Origin of the sequence: Streptomyces profundus, from assembly GCF_020740535.1 — a bacterium.
Classification (GTDB): Bacteria; Actinomycetota; Actinomycetes; order Streptomycetales; family Streptomycetaceae; genus Streptomyces; species Streptomyces profundus.
The window spans coordinates 161,406-177,260 of sequence record NZ_CP082362.1 but is presented as its reverse complement, the minus strand read 5'-3'; the positions used below and the strand labels follow the sequence as shown (position 1 = coordinate 177,260).

Below are 15,855 nucleotides of genomic sequence, written 5' to 3'. Positions count from 1 at the left end.
CTCCCTCAGCCGTACTCACCACGCGGTGGAAGGCCGCGAGCGCGCCGCCGACTCGTCTTCCCCGGTGCTTGCCCTCATTATGCACGCGGTGCGTGCAATGGTGCGTGCATGATTGGATTGGGGTCGGAGGCGAGGTGTGGAATGGCGGGTCGAAGGCGCTGGTCGACCGAGGAGATCCTGGACGCGGCGGTGGAGTTGCTGCGCGACGGCGACGCCGACTCGTTCAGCGTGCGCAAGCTGGCCGCGAGCCTCGGGACGGACTCCTCCAGCCTCTACCGGCATTTCCGCAGCAAGGCGGAGCTGCTGCGGGCGATCGGCGATCGGATGCTCGCCGACGCCATGGACGGCTACCGCCCCGAGGGCGACTGGAAGCAGCGCATCGTCGCCCTCGCGCTGCGGGTGCGCGACGCCTCGGGGCGGCAGCCCGAGATCGCCGCGCTCTGGGGGCGCTACGCGTCGGGCGGCGCCGGCTCCCGCCAGGTCATGGAGGAGCTCCTGGTGGCCCTGTGCGACTCGGGGCTGCCGGACGAGGAGATCCCGGTGCGCTACCACCGGATCGTGGTCCTCGTCGCCGCGCTGATCGCCGCCGAGGCCGCGGTCGGCTCCATCGCCCCCGAGGAGTACGAGCAGGGCATGGAGCACTTCCGGGTCACGGCGCTGGGCGCCGACCCCGAGCGCTTCCCCGTCCTGGCCAGGTTCGCCCGCGACGTCCGCCCGCTCGGCGCTGACCGCCGCGCCGCGTTCGAGGAGATCCTCGCGGCCCATCTCGCCCAGATCGAGGCCGCCATCCGCTGACCGGCGGCCGGCCGGCAGCTCCCCCCCCGTCGCGTTCCCGCGCGCCCCGCGCGGTCCACTCCGTGCCATGGGGGGCACCCCATTCAGCGACCCCAAATGGGGGGAACATCCATGCGATGGGTGGTTTTTGGCGAAGCGCTCCTTATGCGCGATAGCGTCCGGCTGGGCCGGGTTGCTTGGGCCCGTGCATCGCTCGTTGACTCATCACCCCGTGGAGCACCCCATGGCCTCCCTCCTCTACCGGCTCGGCCGCGCGGCCTTCCGTCGCAGGCGACTCGTGCTGTCGCTGTGGCTCGGCGCGCTGGCCGTCCTCCTGACGACGGTCGGTGCGTCGGGCGCCGCGCTTGACGACGAGTTCACCATCCCCGGCTCTGAGTCCCAGCGGGCGCTGGACACCCTGGGGGAGGTGCTGCCGGCCGCCGGCGGCACCACGGCGCAACTCGTCTTCACCGCGCCCGAGGGCGGCGAGATCACGGACCCGCGCTGGTCCCAGGCCATCGCCGGCACCCTGCGCGAGGTCGAGAACGCGCCCCAGGTGTCCGCCGTCATCTCCCCCGAGGAGGCCGGCACCATCTCCGAGGACGGGCGCACCGCGCTCGCGGTCGTCAACTACGCCGACACCACGGCGGATCTGGCCGACGGCACCACCCGGGCGTTGGAGCGCGCCGTCGAGCCGGCCGAGGGCGCCGGACTCACCGTCACCGTCGGCGGCCAGGCGTTCGCCCCCACCGGCGTCAACATCAGCGCCAAGGAACTCTTCGGCGTGGTGGTCGCGCTGGTCGTGCTGGTGATCACCTTCGGCTCGCTGCTGGCCGCCGGGATGCCGCTGGTCTCCGCGCTCTTCGGGGTCGGCACCGCCGTGGGCGGGCTGCTGATCGGCGGTCACCTCTTCACGTTGTCCTCCACCGCCGTCACCCTCGCCGTGATGCTGGGCCTCGCCGTCGGGATCGACTACGCGCTCTTCATCCTCTCCCGGCACCGCTCCCAACTCGCCCAGGGATTCGGCCCCGAGGAGTCCGCCGGCCGGGCGCTCGGCACCGCCGGCAGCGCCGTCGTTTTCGCCGGGCTCACCGTGGTCGTGGCGCTGTGCGGGCTCTCCGTGGTGGGCATCCCGTTCCTGACCGTGATGGGCCTGGGCGGCGCGGCGACCGTGGTGATCGCCGTGCTGGTCGCCGTCACCCTGCTGCCCGCGCTGCTCGGCTTCGCCGGGGCGCGGTTGACCCCGCGCCCCGGCTCCCGGGCGGCCCGCCGGGAGGCGCGCGCCGAGCGGGCGGCGCCGGCCACGCTCGGCGGGCGCTGGGTGCGGCTGACCACCCGTCGGCCGCTGCTCACCGTGGCGGCCGTGGTGGTGGGCCTGGTGGTGATCGCGCTGCCGGCGCGTGACCTGCGGCTCTCGCTGCCCGACAACGGATCGGCGCCCGCCGGCAGCGGCGAGCGGGAGACCTACGACACCGTCAGCGAACGCTTCGGCCCAGGGCTCAACGGGCCGTTGCTGGTCCTGGCCGACACCGGCGGGGTGGACGGTGACCCGCGCGCCGCGCTCACCGAGGTCACCGACCGGATGGCGGCGCTGCCCGGGATGGCGCGGGTCGCCCCCGCGCGGCCGACCGAGCGCGACACCGCCTGGCTGATCGAGGCGGTGCCCACCACGGGGCCCGACCAGGAGGGCACCGAACGGCTGGTCCACACCCTGCGGGACTGGGCCGAGGACCACGCCGAGGCCACCGGCGTCAGCCTCGCCGTGACCGGGAACACCGCCGTGGCCGTCGACGTGTCCACCCGGCTCGCCGACTCGATGGTCCCGTTCGGCGCCGTCGTGGTGGGCCTCGGCCTGCTGATCCTGCTGCTGGTCTTCCGCTCCGTGGTGGTGCCGGTCAAGGCGACCCTGGGCTTCCTGCTCTCGGTGGCCGCCGCCTTCGGTGCGGTGGTCGTGGTCTTCGACTGGGGCTGGCTGGCCGGCGCGTTGGACGTGGCCCGCACCGGACCCGTGGTCAGCTTTCTGCCCATCATCCTGATGGCGGTGCTCTTCGGCCTGGCCATGGACTACGAGGTCTTCGTCGTCTCCCGGATCCACGAGCGCCACGCGCGGGGCGCCTCGCCGACGGACGCGGTGCGCGAGGGCGCCCCGCTGGCGTTCCGGGTGGTCACCGCCGCCGCGCTGATCATGTTCGCCGTCTTCGCGAGCTTCGTGACGATGGAGGACGCCATCGTCAAACCCATCGCCTTCGCGCTCGCCTTCGGCGTCCTGGTCGACGCGTTCCTGATCCGGATGACGCTGGTGCCGGCCGTGCTGGTGCTGGTGGGCCGCGCCGGCTGGTGGCTCCCCGGCTGGCTCGCCCGCCGGCTGCCGCACGTCGACATCGAGGGAAGCCGGCTGCCGCCCACGCCGGCCGAGGCCGCCACCCCGTCGGCCGAGCGCTCGCGCGCCCGGGTGTGATCCGCGTGCGGCCACGTCAACCCCTGCTGCGAATACGCCCGTTCCATCTCTTTCCCGCCACTTGGCATAGGAACGTCCCGCCCGGGACGCCATACTGGTAGGCGGGGGTGACGCAGGGCCAACGACGGGGGGCGGGAATCGGACCATGGCGGAACGCGTGCTGCTGCATGGCCGCTACCAACTGCTCGAACTCATCGGGCGCGGCGGCATGGGGGAGGTCTGGCGTGCCCGGGACGAGGCGCTGAGCCGCCGGGTCGCCGTCAAATGCCTGAAACCGCTGGGCACCCAGCAGGAGGAGTCGTTCCTCCGCGTGCTGCGGGAACGCTTCCGGCGCGAGGCCAGGGTGGCCGCGGGGCTCCAGCACCGCGGCGTCACCGTGGTGCACGACTTCGGCGAGTCGGATGGCATCCTCTATCTCGTCATGGAGCTGCTGGAGGGCCAGAACCTCAGCGAACTGCTCCAGGCCGCCGGCCCGGGGCCGCTCCCCGTCGACGAGGTCGTGGAGATCGCCGAGCAGGTGGCCACCGCCCTGGCCTACACCCACGAGCAGGGCATCGTGCACCGGGACCTCAAGCCGGCCAACATCATGCGGCTCACCGACGGCACGGTGAAGATCTGCGACTTCGGGATCGCCAGGCTCGCCCAGGACATCGGCCTCAGCACCAAGCTCACCAGCGCCGGCATGGCCATGGGCACCCCGCACTACATGTCGCCCGAACAGATCGCCGGCACCCATGTCGACGCCCGCAGCGACCTCTACTCCTTCGGCTGCGTGCTCTACGAGATCGCCACCGGCGTCCCCCCGTTCGACCTCGGCGACCCCTGGGCGATCCTGATCGGGCACCGGGACACCGTGCCCGAGCCGCCCAGGACGCTGCGGCCCGAACTCCCCGAGGGGCTCGACCAGTTCATCGTCGCGCTGCTCGCCAAGGACGCGGACGACCGCCCCGACGACGCCTCGGCCCTGGCCAGGACCCTGCTCGGCCCGCCCAGGCGCCCGCCGGCCACCCAGCTGGTGCCCCGCCCGCGCGACACCGAGCCGATGCCCGACTGGACGCGCGGCATGCGCGCCGGCTCCCGCGCCAGCGGCGCCTGGTCGCTGCGGATCTCCCCGCCGGACCGCTCGGCCGGCCTCACCGGGCAGTGGACGGGCCTGATGGCCACCGCCCTCGCCCATCTCCCGGCCACCGGGGGCGGCCCGTCGCCCGAACACCTCGCCGTGCTCGACAGCCGCCACCGGGCCGGGCTCAGCCTGGGGCGCCTCGGCCGCTGGGAGGAGGCCCACGCCGTGCACAGCGCGGTGGCCACCGAACGGATCGCCGCCCTCGGCGAGCACCACGAGGCCACCCTCACCAGCCAGTACGAGGCGGCCTACGCGCTGGCCAGGCTGCGCCGCTGGGAGGAGGCGCTGAACGGGCTGCGCCGCGCCGCCGACGCCCGCGCCCGGGTGCTGGGCCCCGAGCACCCCGACACGCTGGAGGCCCGCTACGAGGTGGGCATCTGCCTGGGCCGCCTGGGCCGACAGGACGAGGCGCTGCCGCTCTACGAGCAGCTGATCGAGGCCCGCTCCCACGCCCAGGGCCCCGGCCATCCGGAGACCCTGCGCGCCCGGCACGGCCGGGGCATGACGCTGGGACGGCTGGGGCGTTGGGACGAGGCGCTGGCCGAGGCCGCCCACGTGCGCGAGGCGCGCGGCACCACCCTGGGCGTCGACCACCCCGACACCCTGGTCAGCGATCGGGAGGTGGCCGTCGCGCTGGGCTGGCTCGGCCGGTGGGACGAGGCCCTGGAACGGTTCCAGCGGGTCCGCACCGACCGCGAACGGGTGCTGGGCGCCAGCCATCCGGACGCGCTGACCAGCCGCAACGACGAGGCGCTCTGCCTGGAGCAGCTGGGCCGTGGCGCCGAGGCCGTCGAGCTGTACCGTCAGGTCGCCGCGCTCCGCGACGAAGCCGCCGAACCGTAGGGCCCGCCCGGGCTGTCGGCTGCCGAACGGGCGCCCCCGTGGACGGCGGAGCCCGCCCCGGCCCACGTACCATGGCGGGCATGTCCTTCCTCCGCCGCCGCAACGCAGCATCCCCCGCAGGGCCCGATTTCGACGTGCTGGCCATGGACCCGGGGGACTGGCCCGGAGTGCTCGGCGCCGGGCTGCTGCCGGCGCCGGACGGGAGCTGTCAGGGCGTGGTGCTGCGCTACGACCTCTTCGGCGGACGCGGACCCGCCATGGTCATCGGCAACCTCCCGGAGGGCTCCCCGGCGCGCGAACGGGACGAGGACGACGTCCCGTTCGAGGTCCACCAGCTGCTCTCCGCCCTGGAGATGGACGAGGAGGTCCGCTGCACCGGCACGGAGGAGGTGCCCGTGATGCACGACGGGAACCTCCTGATCGTGCGGCGGGTGCTGTGCAGCGAGAGCCGCATCGCCTGCGTCCAGTTCGACCGCGACGACGGGGTGCTGGTCACCATCGCCAGCTGGGAACGCCCCATCACCGACGAGCTGTACCAACTCCTCAAGCCCCTCCCGGCGGAGATGTTCCAACGCTGAGCCCTCCCCGGGCCGGGCGGGCGGTGCCCCGACGGAGGACGCCATTCGGCGGGGCCGCCGGGGCCTGACCGGCAGGGCGCCCCGCGGGGCTTCGCGTGGAGCGGAGGCAAGGTTCCTGGCGGGCACCCGTCCGCCGACGAACACGGCGTCCCTGCCTGGCGGCGCCGGCGGGGAGCCGCGCGCCCGGCTGCCATGTCCGGTTCCCCGCAGGGAGTGTCCCGGACGCAACCGGCGCCGTATCGGCCTTCCCTGCACGGCACGTCTCCTTGTGCCGGGTCGGCTTCCGTCGGCGTGTGGCGTCCGTTTCCCCGCTGTGGACATCGCGGGTCCGGCCGGCGCCGGGTCGGCTTTCGGCGAACGGGGCTTCTCCCTGCGCCGGATGGCGCCCTGGCCGCGCTAGCGGGTGTCGCGGGTCCGGTCAGCGCCCCGGCCGCTGCCGGGCGGGGTGGCCCCCGGCTCCCCGCAGGGGTCAGCGGGTGCCGACGGCGGCGCGGACGGCGCGGCGGGCCGTTGCCCAGTCGTCGTGGAGGCGCCGGAGGAGCAGCCGTTGCTCTTCGCCGTACGCCGGGCCGCTGGCCGTCCGTTCGGCGGAGGCGCTGCCGGGGCGGTCCATCGCGCGGCGGACCGCCATGTCGCACAGCCGGATCTCCCGGGTGAGCACCAGCATCAGGTTGACCAGGAAGGCGTCCCTGCCGTTCCGGCCGCCGGCTTGCGCGCGTTGGCTGATCTGACGCCGCACCAGCGGCGTCTCCCCGAGCGACGCCCACAGCGTGGCCAGATCGTAGTTCGGCAGGTACCAGCCGGCGGCGCCCCAGCCGACGAGGACCGGCCCCGTCGGGGACAGCAGCACATGGGATAACAGGGCCTCACCGTGGCAGAACTGCCGGGTCGGCTCGTGCCGGGCGCGGCTGCGCACATCGTGGAGCAGGGTGTGCAGATCGCTCAGGTCCCGGTCGGTCAGCAGCCCGAGCGTGTGGTAACGCGCCAGCTGGGCGCGGTAGTCGATGGCCTCGGGGAACGCGTCGGGGGCCGGCTGCCACGCGTTGAGCCTGGTCAGGGTGGCCAGGGTGGCCCGCAGATCGGCCGGGGACGGCGGCACCGAGGGGTGGCGCCGCGCCGATGCGGCGCGTCCGGGGACGAACTCCGTGATCAGCGTGCGGGTGCCGGGATCGTCCGCGACGAGGCGCGGCAGCCGAACCGGCGGCCGGTGTCGGACGAAGGCGCGGTTGGCCGCTATTTCCCGATCGAGGCGCGCGCCCGCCTCACTGTCGTCGAGCACGCACTTGGCGACGGCCGCACGGCGGCCGGCCATGCCGGCCAGCACCACGGCGCCGCCGGCGTCGCGCAGCACGCGCGCGGGGCTGAAATCGGGACAGATCCGGTGCACGGCCGCCAGCGCGCCGCGCAGCCGTTCGCCCTTGACCCCCGACAGGTCCAGCCGGGCGCCGGTCGGCGCGGGGCCGGCGCGCCGCTGCCGGAGGGCGCGCTCCTCGACGAAGCCGCCGGCCGGGCCGCCGGGCGCTCCGCCCAGCGCGGTACGGTGCCGGGTGACCACGGGGGAGGGTGCTGGGTACATATCCGGGCAAGGTCCCTTCAGTGCCGCCGGACGGTTGGGGCGCCCCACCGGGCCTTCGGGTTCGGCCGGGCACCCTGGGGAAATGCCCGCCGAGCCCTCCGGTCGGAGTGGCGCGTAGTACACACCACTCCCTCGCGTGGGTGGCACACCATCTGGCGAGCCCTGGCGAACCCTGGCGAATTGTCATGTCGTGGTGGCTGGCGGTTACTGTCAACTCAGCCGAGATCCTGGGGGCTTGAACGTGAGCAGAGGACCCAACACCAGGCTGGCGGACCTGTTCAGGCTCGCCGGGTGGTCCAAGGGGGAACTCGCGAGGCTGGTGAACCGGCAGGCGGCGGCCCAGGGCTTCCCGCAGTTGGCCACCGACACCTCGCGGGTGCGTCGGTGGATCGACACCGGCGAGACCCCGCGCGACCCCGTGCCCGATGTGCTGGCGACGCTGTTCACCGAGCGGCTCGGCCGTGTCGTGACCATCGAGGATCTCGGGTTGCGCCGGCCAGGGAGCGCGGGGAAGCGGCTGTCCCTCCACGGACTGCCCTGGACTCCCTGGCGGACGGCCGCGGTCCTCACCGAATTCACGGGAATGGACCTCATGCTCAACCGACGCGGCATGGTGGGCGCGGGCGCCGCGCTCGCCGCCGGCTCCGCACTCAGTGACGCCATGCACGACTGGCTCAAGGGCGCCCCGAACGAGCACCCCCACCCAGGGGCCCTTGACTCCTCCGACGAACCAGGTATGGACCGCTACGACGCCGCGCCCGTCGGCTCCCAGGAGATCGAGGCGCTGGAGCGCTCGGTCGAGGTCTTCAGGGCCTGGGACGCGGCTCGCGGCGGCGGGCTGCAACGCAAGGCCGTGGTGGGCCAACTCAACGAGGTGGGCGGCCTGTTGGCCTACCACCAACATCCGGAGCACCTGCGCAGACGGCTGTGGGGTGTGGCGGCCAACCTCGCGGTGCTCGCCGGCTGGATGTCCCACGACGTGGGCATGGAGCCCACCGCGCAGAAGTACTTCGTGATCGCCGCGCACGCCGCCAGGGAGGGCGGCGACCGGCCGCGGGCCGGCGAGGCGCTGTCCCGGGCGGCGCGCCAGATGGTGCACCTCGGGCGCCCTGACGACGCGCTCGACCTGATGCGGCTGGCCAACTCCGGCATGGGCCAGGAGGCGTTGCCCCGCACCCGGGCGATGCTGTGCACCATCGAGGCATGGGCCCAGGCGTCCATGGGGCACGGCCAGGCGATGCGCCGCACGCTGGGCGAGGCGGAGGACCTCTTCGCCTCCGACCGGGAGGACGTGCCGCCCCCCAGTTGGATGCAGCTCTTCGACGAGGCCGATCTCTACGGGATGCAGGCGCTCGCCTACCGCACGTTGGCCGAGCACGATCCCTCGGCGGCCCGCCCGGCCGAGCAGCACGCCAAGCGGGCGCTGACGCTGCGCGACGGTGAGCTGCGCCGGGCCAGGATCTTCGACCAGATCTCCCTGGCCTCGGCGTGCTTCATCGCCGACGACCCCGAACAGGCCGATCGCTACGCCCGGTTGGCGTTGGCGTCGGTGAGTGAGAACTCCTCCCACCGCACGTGGGACCGGCTGCGCGAGATGTACCGGCTGACGGGCTACTACGCCGGCTACGCCCGCATCGAGGAGCTGCGGGAGGAGTTGTCGCAGTCGATGCCGAGGCCGCCGGCCGGGCAGCGCGCGGTGTGACGGTGGCGTGCGGTGTGAGGGGGAGCCCGCGCGGGGCGGTCAGCCGGTCACCCTGGCGACCAGGACGCAGGCGTCGTCGCCCGCGTCCCGTTCGCCGCGCTCATCGGCGATCAGCCGGAGGCAGTCGGCCGCGCTGCCGGCGGCGCTGAGCCGCTCGGCCAGGCCGAGGAGCCGATGGTCCCCGGCATGGCCGGCGGCACCGCCCGCCGGGATGTCCGAAAACAGCCCATCAGTATGGAGGACCAGCACGTCACCGGGCTGGAGCGGATCGCTCCGCTCCGCATAGGCGGCGTCCGACACGGCGCCCAACAGGGTGCCGGCGGGCCGTGGCAGGGCCCAGCCGGTGCCGTCGCGGCAGAGCAGCGGCGCCGGGTGGCCCGCCTGCGCCCAGCTGAGCTGCCGGCGCGCCGGATCGTAGTGGCAGCACAGCACGCTGGCGAGCACTGGGTGGACGCCCCGGTCGAGGAGTTGGTTGAGATGGCCGAGGAGCGCGGCCGGCGGCTGCCCGGAGAGGGCGATGCCGCGCAGCGCCCCCAGCGCCGTGGCCGTCCCGGCGACCGCGGCCGGGCCCCGGCCCGCCAGATCCCCGACGCTCAACAGCGTGCCGCCGGCGGGCAGTTCGAGGGAGTCGAACCACTTCCCCGTGAGCGGCGCGCCGTGCCCGGCCGGCAGGTAGCGGGCGGCGAGGTCCAGGGCGCCCACCCGGCCGTGCCCCTGTCCCTGCTCCTCGCCCCCCGGCCAGGGGGCCCCGGCGGCGACGGCCAGCGCCCGCCCGATCTCACGCCCGTCCGACGCCTGGCCCTGCGGCGCGCGCTCGCCCCTGCGCTGGACCGGCACCGGATGGGAGACCTCGTCGACATCCCTGATCATGGCCCACATGGCGACCGTGCCGCCCTCGTCGTCCAGCACCGGCTCGCCCGCCATGCGGACGGTGCGCAGGCTGCCGTCCGGGCGGGTGATCCGGAACTGGCAGTCCATCGGCCGCCCGTCGATCAGGCAGCCGGTGACCGCGGCCATCAGCGCCGGCTGATCCTCGGTGGGCAGATACGAAGGCAACTGGTCCAGAGTCAGTGCCCCTTCGCGCACCGGGCGATCAAAGATCGCGAAGAGTTCATCGGACCAGACCACGCCATCGGTCAGCAGATTCCACTCCGCGCTGCCGACCCGGGGCGCCCTGGCCGGCGGGAAGCCCGCCTCCGGCACGTTCCGCAGCTCGTGCAGTTGCTCGCCCACGTCGTCGAGCCAACTGGCGGCCAGCTCCCACGCGGCGCGACGGATCGGCTCACCCGCCGTGGTGCGGGAGTCCGCGCGGCGGACCGCGTCGAGATCCTCCCGCAGCCGGCTGGTGCGGCTGATCAGGTCGTCGAGCGTGGGCCCGGCGGGCGCGGTGTCCACCGGGGGCTTGGGGTTCTGGGAGGAGAGCATGGCTGATCCTCGATGCGGCGAGTCGGGCCTGACGGCCGGAGCTGTCGGCGCGGACGACTCCAGACTGTTGCACAGCCCTACCCGCTGCGTAAGAGATTCAGCCGCCGCACGGGGGCGCACGGTGGCACGACAGGTGTAGAACCTCTGTCACCGGCAAGCAGCACCATCAACGGAAATCCCGTTGCCACCGAATGCCCCGCACCGGATGCTGACTCATATGTTCCCCAGTCCGACCGAAACCGACATAGCGCCCAGCGGAACCCTCCTCGGGCTCCTCCAGCGAGGGCGCGGAGACGGGTGGCTGCACGCCCTCGCCGCCCCCAAGGCGGAGGCCGTCGCCGCTCTGGAGCACTGCGTGCTCAACGACCCACGCCCGGACTGGCAGCTGGAACACCGCTCGCTCTACTACGCCCGCCTCTACCTGGAGCTGGACGCCGGCCTCGACGCGATCGCCGCCCATCTCTTCCACCCCGACTTCCCCCCGGGCTTCCCTCCCGGCCTCCCTCCCGACGAGAGCGGCCCCGCCGACGCCCCCTCCGGCGAGGAGGAGCGCACCGGGCTCGCCCTGTCCGTCCTCGGCCACCTCGTCTCCTACGGCCGCCGACCCGCCCTGCGCCTGCTGCGCGCCTATGCGCTGCGTGGCGCCAACTGGCGCTGGGCGCTTGATGAGTTGGCCGTCCGGGACACCGACGCCGGGCTCCGTGCCCTCGGCCCCGGCATCCTGGACCGCTTCCCCAGGACCGAGGGGGGCGAGGCCGCCCTCACCGCGGCGGCCCGCGACTCCTTCGAGCCACGCCCGTGGCGGATCTGGGCCGAGGACCCGGCCCGCCCCGCGCAGCGGCAACGGCTCGCCACCGCCATGGAGCGCGGGGACTTCGACCGCTGGCAGCGTCAGCTGCGCACCACGGGGCCCCGGCCCGGCTGGAGCGTCGCCTCCGTCCTGGCCTGGGCCAGGGACGGCTACGAACAGACCCCCCGCCAGTGGCGCGAGGCCCCCGCCGCCCGCTGCCTGGCCGCCGTCGCGGGTCCGCAGGACCGGACGGAGCTGCTGGCCGCCGCCGGCGGCGGCCACCCGGCCGCCCGCGCCGCCGCCCTGCGCCACCTCGCCGAACGCGGCGACGCCCGGGCGCTCACCCTGATCGACGCGGCCTCGGCCAGCTCCCATCCCGACGTCCGCCGCGCCGCGCTGGCCGCCTTCGCGCGGATGACCGGCCCCCAGGCGCTCGACCAGGCGCGGCGGTGGGCCGTCCGCCGCGACGAGCTGGGCACCGCCGCCGCCGCGCTGCTCGCCCGCCGTGGCACCGCCACCGACGCCCCCCGGGTGCTGGCCGCCCTCCAGCGCGCCGCGCGCACCAGGGGCTCCGACAGCAGGGAGCTGCGCCCCCTGGTCGAAGGCGCCGGCCGGCTCTGCGTCACGGCCGCCGTCCCCGTGCTGCGCCACCTCTACCGGCAGACGCCCTCCTCCCAACTGCGCTGCCACGCCGCCCGCGCGCTGGCCGCCACCGACCCGGCGTTCCCCAGCGCGCTGGCCGTCGAATGCCTCTGGGACTGCGAGGAGGAGACCCGACAGCTCGCCGCCGAGTTCGCCACCACGGGCGACAGCCGGGCGGTGGAACGGATGCGGCTCCTGGCCAACGATCCGGCGGAACGCGCCGACGTCCAGACCGTGTTGCGCGGCCGACTCGCCCGCCGCGCCACCGGCTGACGCCCAGGGCTGGCATGGGCGCGCGGCCCCCCGGCTGGCACGATGGCCCGATGAGCGGACGCTGGGAGTTCTGGATCGACCGAGGCGGCACCTTCACCGACGTGGTGGGGCGGCGGCCCGACGGCCGGCTGGTCACCGACAAGCTGCTGTCCCACGCGCCCGAGCACTACCGCGACGCGGCCGTCGCCGGCATCCGCCGGATGCTCGGCCTGGCCCCCGGCGAGCCGGTCCCGGCCGACCGGATCGAGATCGTCAAGATGGGCACCACCGTCGCGACCAACGCCCTGCTGGAGCGCCGGGGCGAGCCCACCGTGCTGGTCACCACCGCCGGCTTCCGCGACGCGCTGCGCATCGCCTACCAGAACAGGCCCCGGCTCTTCGCCCGCCGCATCGAGCTGCCCGAGGCGCTCTACGAGCGGGTGATCGAGGTGCCCGAACGGGTCGGCGCCGACGGCACCGTGGTCACCGCGCTGGCCGAGGAGCCGACCGCGGCGGCGCTGCGCGCCGCCCACCGGGACGGCTTCCGCAGCGCGGCCGTGGTCCTGATGCACGGCTACCGCCACCCCGCCCACGAACGGGCCGTCGCCGCGCTCGCCGTCGAGGCCGGCTTCACCCAGGTCAGCACCTCGCACGAGGTCAGCCCGCTGATCAGGCTGGTCTCCCGGGGCGACACCACGGTGGTCGACGCCTACCTCTCCCCGGTGCTGCGCCGCTATGTGGACCAGGTCGCCGACGAACTCGCGGGCGTCCGGCTGATGTTCATGCAGTCCAACGGCGGGCTGCGGGAGGCGGGGCACTTCCGGGGCAAGGACGCGGTGCTCTCCGGACCGGCCGGCGGCGTCGTCGGCATGGTCCGCGCCTGCGCCGAGGCCGGCCACCACCGGGTCATCGGCTTCGACATGGGCGGCACCTCCACCGACGTGTCCCACTACGCCGGCGAGTTGGAACGGGTCTTCGGCACCGAGGTCGCCGGGGTGCGGATGCGCGCGCCCATGATGGACATCCACACCGTGGCCGCCGGCGGCGGCTCGCTGCTGCGGTTCGACGGCGCCCGTTACCGTGTCGGCCCCGACTCCGCAGGGGCCCATCCAGGGCCCGCCTGCTATCGGCGCGGCGGGCCGCTGGCCGTCACCGACGCGCAGGTGATGCTCGGACGCATCCAACCCGCCCACTTCCCCCGGGTGTTCGGGCCAGGCGGGGACGAGCCGCTGGACGCCGCCGTGGTCAGGGAGCGGTTCACCGCGCTGGCCGGCGAGATCGCCGAGGCCACCGGGGACGCCAGGGGCCCGGAGGAGGTCGCCGCCGGCTTCCTCGACATCGCGGTCCTCGGCATGGCGGGCGCCGTCAAGAAGATCTCCGTGCAGCGCGGCCACGACATCAGCCGCTACGCCCTCGCCAGCTTCGGCGGGGCCGGCGGCCAGCACGCCTGCCAGGTCGCCGACGCCCTCGGCGTCTCGACCGTGGTGGTGCCGCCGCTCGCCGGCGTGCTCTCCGCCTACGGCATCGGCGTCGCCGACGCCACCGTGCTGCGGGAGCGGTCCGTCGAGGCCGAGCTGACCACCACGGCCCTGGCCGACGTCAGGGAGGTCGCCGGCCGGCTGACGGCCGAGGCCCGCGCCGGGCTGCGCGCCGACGGCCTGCCCGAGGACGCCATCGGCCACACCGTCCGCCTCCACCTGCGCTACGCGGGCACCGACGCGGTGCTGCCCGTCCCGCTGGACACCGTCGCGCGCATGGCCGCCGAGTTCGCCGAACTCCACACCGCGCGCTACGGCTTCACCATGGACAAACCCCTGGTCGCGGCCACCGTCGTGGTCGAGGCCACCGGCCGGGCCGGCGGCCACCGGGAGCACCGGGACACCGCGCCGCCCCGCGCCGAACCGCCGCGCCCCGCCGCCACCGTCCGCGTCTGGACCGAGGGCGCCTGGCGCGACACCCCGCTCCACCAGCGGACCGAACTGCGGCAGGGCGACACCGTGTCGGGGCCGGCCATCGTCGCCGAGGCCGACGCCACCACCGTCGTCGAACCCGGCTGGCGCGCCACCGTCGGCGCGCGGGGCCACCTGCTGCTGGACCGGGTCGCCCCGCGCGCCACCCGGGTGGCCGTCGGCACCGAGGTGGACCCGGTGCGGCTTGAGGTCTTCAACAACCTCTTCATGTCCATCGCCGAACAGATGGGCGTCCGCCTGGAGAACACCGCCCACTCCGTCAACATCAAGGAGCGGCTCGACTTCTCCTGCGCCCTCTTCGACGACCTGGGCAACCTGATCGCCAACGCGCCCCATATCCCGGTGCATCTGGGTTCCATGGGGGAGTCCATCAAGGAGGTGCTGCGCCGCAACGCCGGCACCCTGCGCCCCGGCGACGTCTACGCCGTCAACGACCCCTACCACGGCGGCACCCACCTGCCGGACGTCACCGTGGTCACCCCGGTCTTCGACGCGCCGGGCGAGCGGCTGCTCCTCCTGGTCGCCTCCCGCGGCCACCACGCCGAGATCGGCGGCATCACCCCCGGCTCCATGCCGGCGTTCAGCCGCACCGTCGAGGAGGAGGGCGTGCTCTTCGACAACTGGCCGCTGGTCCGCGACGGCCGACTCCGCGAGACGGAGACCCGCGCGCTGCTGACCGGCGCGCGGTACCCCTCGCGCGGGCCCGACGCCAACCTCGCCGACCTCCGCGCGCAGATCGCGGCCAACGAGCGGGGCATCGCCGAACTCCGCGCCATGATCGACCAGTTCGGCCTGGACGTGGTCCAGGCGTATATGCGCCATGTGCGGGACAACGCCGAGGAGGCGGTGCGGCGGATCATCGCCACCCTCGACGACGGTCACTACCGCTACGAGACGGACGCCGGCGCCGTGATCGAGGTGACGGTCACCGTGGACCGGGTCGCACGGAGCGTGGTGCTGGACTTCACCGGCACCTCCCCGCAGCAGCCGGGCAACACCAACGCGCCCAGCTCCGTGGTGCTGGCCGCCGTCCTCTATGTGTTCCGCACCCTGGTCGCCGACGACATCCCGCTCAACAGCGGCTGTCTCGCGCCCGTCGAGGTGCGCATCCCACCCGGTTCGATGCTCGCCCCGCGCCATCCGGCCGCCACCGTTGCCGGCAACGTCGAGACCTCCCAGGCCGTCACCGGCGCCCTCTACGCGGCCCTCGGCGTCCAGGCGGAGGGCTCGGGCACCATGAACAACGTCACCTTCGGCAACGACCGGGTGCAGTACTACGAGACGGTGGCCAGCGGCTCGGGCGCGGGCGACGGCTTCCCCGGCGCGTCGGCGGTGCAGACCCATATGACCAACTCCCGGCTCACCGACCCCGAGGTCCTGGAGTGGCGCTATCCGGTGCGGGTGGCGGACTTCCACATCCGCGCCGGCAGCGGCGGCGCGGGCCGCTGGCGCGGCGGCGACGGCGTCAGCCGCCGGATCACCTTCCTGGAACCGATGACGGTCGCCCTGCTCAGCGGCCACCGCCGGGTCCCGCCCTACGGCATGGCCGGCGGCGAACCCGGCGCGCTCGGCGCCAACGCGATCCTCCGCGCGGACGGCACCCACCACCCCCTGGCCGGCAACGACACCGCCGACCTCGCCCCGGGCGACACCCTCCACCTCACCACCCCCGGCGGCGGAGGCTACGGCGCGCCGACGTCCGACGGCTGAGCCGAGCCCGCC

Annotated in this window: 9 protein-coding genes; 7 read left to right on the top strand and 2 right to left on the bottom strand. The window is 74.5% G+C overall.

The window, feature by feature from the left end; genetic code table 11:
* Positions 1 to 141 precede the first annotated feature (141 nt).
* The 4 genes from K4G22_RS00780 to K4G22_RS00765 all read left to right on the top strand — a co-directional run bounded on the left by K4G22_RS00780 (position 142) and on the right by K4G22_RS00765 (position 5,776).
* Positions 142 to 795 (top strand): TetR/AcrR family transcriptional regulator, encoded by a 654-nt coding sequence (locus K4G22_RS00780; protein ID WP_228077630.1) that lies wholly within the window; start codon positions 142 to 144, stop codon positions 793 to 795.
* A 223-nt stretch (positions 796 to 1,018) separates the two neighbouring features.
* Positions 1,019 to 3,232 carry an MMPL family transporter gene (locus K4G22_RS00775; RefSeq protein WP_228077629.1) on the top strand — a complete coding sequence of 738 codons (2,214 nt, stop codon included), beginning with the start codon at positions 1,019 to 1,021 and terminating at the stop codon, positions 3,230 to 3,232.
* Positions 3,233 to 3,377: 145 nt separating this feature from the next.
* Positions 3,378 to 5,198, top strand: coding sequence for a serine/threonine-protein kinase (locus K4G22_RS00770; RefSeq protein ID WP_228077628.1), 1,821 nt, complete (start codon positions 3,378 to 3,380; stop codon positions 5,196 to 5,198).
* An 80-nt stretch (positions 5,199 to 5,278) separates the two neighbouring features.
* The gene (locus K4G22_RS00765) at positions 5,279 to 5,776 is read left to right on the top strand and encodes a hypothetical protein (protein WP_228077627.1); all 498 of its coding nucleotides are present in this window, start codon (positions 5,279 to 5,281) and stop codon (positions 5,774 to 5,776) included.
* 469 nt (positions 5,777 to 6,245) lie between these two features.
* Here K4G22_RS00765 and K4G22_RS00760 read toward each other — a convergent pair whose 3' ends face one another.
* Entirely contained in the window at positions 6,246 to 7,352 is a 1,107-nt protein-coding gene (locus K4G22_RS00760) for an aminoglycoside phosphotransferase family protein (RefSeq protein WP_228077626.1), read from the bottom strand.
* Positions 7,353 to 7,593: 241 nt separating this feature from the next.
* Here K4G22_RS00760 and K4G22_RS00755 point away from each other — a divergent pair, with 241 nt between their 5' ends.
* Complete coding sequence (locus tag K4G22_RS00755) at positions 7,594 to 9,054, top strand: DNA-binding protein NsdB (protein WP_228083907.1); 1,461 nt, start codon at positions 7,594 to 7,596, stop codon at positions 9,052 to 9,054.
* Between the two features lie 39 nt (positions 9,055 to 9,093).
* On the opposite strand, the gene K4G22_RS00750 is transcribed toward K4G22_RS00755, so the two are convergent.
* A complete protein-coding gene (locus tag K4G22_RS00750) occupies positions 9,094 to 10,479 on the bottom strand; it encodes a PP2C family protein-serine/threonine phosphatase (protein ID WP_228077625.1) in 1,386 nt (461 codons plus the stop codon).
* Positions 10,480 to 10,696: 217 nt separating this feature from the next.
* Between K4G22_RS00750 and K4G22_RS00745 the strand changes: the two genes are divergently transcribed.
* Both K4G22_RS00745 and K4G22_RS00740 read left to right on the top strand, forming a co-directional pair.
* On the top strand, positions 10,697 to 12,184 hold the full coding sequence (locus tag K4G22_RS00745; RefSeq protein ID WP_228077624.1) for a HEAT repeat domain-containing protein: 1,488 nt from the start codon (positions 10,697 to 10,699) through the stop codon (positions 12,182 to 12,184).
* Positions 12,185 to 12,234: 50 nt separating this feature from the next.
* Positions 12,235 to 15,843, top strand: a complete 3,609-nt coding sequence (locus K4G22_RS00740; protein WP_228077623.1) for a hydantoinase B/oxoprolinase family protein — start codon at positions 12,235 to 12,237, stop codon at positions 15,841 to 15,843.
* Positions 15,844 to 15,855 lie beyond the last annotated feature (12 nt).

Coding starts and splice junctions, on each gene's coding strand:
- K4G22_RS00780 (WP_228077630.1), top strand. CDS start 142: ATGGCGGGTCGAAGGCGCTGGTCGACCGAGGAGATCCTGGACGCGGCG.
- K4G22_RS00775 (WP_228077629.1), top strand. CDS start 1,019: ATGGCCTCCCTCCTCTACCGGCTCGGCCGCGCGGCCTTCCGTCGCAGG.
- K4G22_RS00770 (WP_228077628.1), top strand. CDS start 3,378: ATGGCGGAACGCGTGCTGCTGCATGGCCGCTACCAACTGCTCGAACTC.
- K4G22_RS00765 (WP_228077627.1), top strand. CDS start 5,279: ATGTCCTTCCTCCGCCGCCGCAACGCAGCATCCCCCGCAGGGCCCGAT.
- K4G22_RS00760 (WP_228077626.1), bottom strand. CDS start 7,352: ATGTACCCAGCACCCTCCCCCGTGGTCACCCGGCACCGTACCGCGCTG.
- K4G22_RS00750 (WP_228077625.1), bottom strand. CDS start 10,479: ATGCTCTCCTCCCAGAACCCCAAGCCCCCGGTGGACACCGCGCCCGCC.
- K4G22_RS00745 (WP_228077624.1), top strand. CDS start 10,697: ATGTTCCCCAGTCCGACCGAAACCGACATAGCGCCCAGCGGAACCCTC.
- K4G22_RS00740 (WP_228077623.1), top strand. CDS start 12,235: ATGAGCGGACGCTGGGAGTTCTGGATCGACCGAGGCGGCACCTTCACC.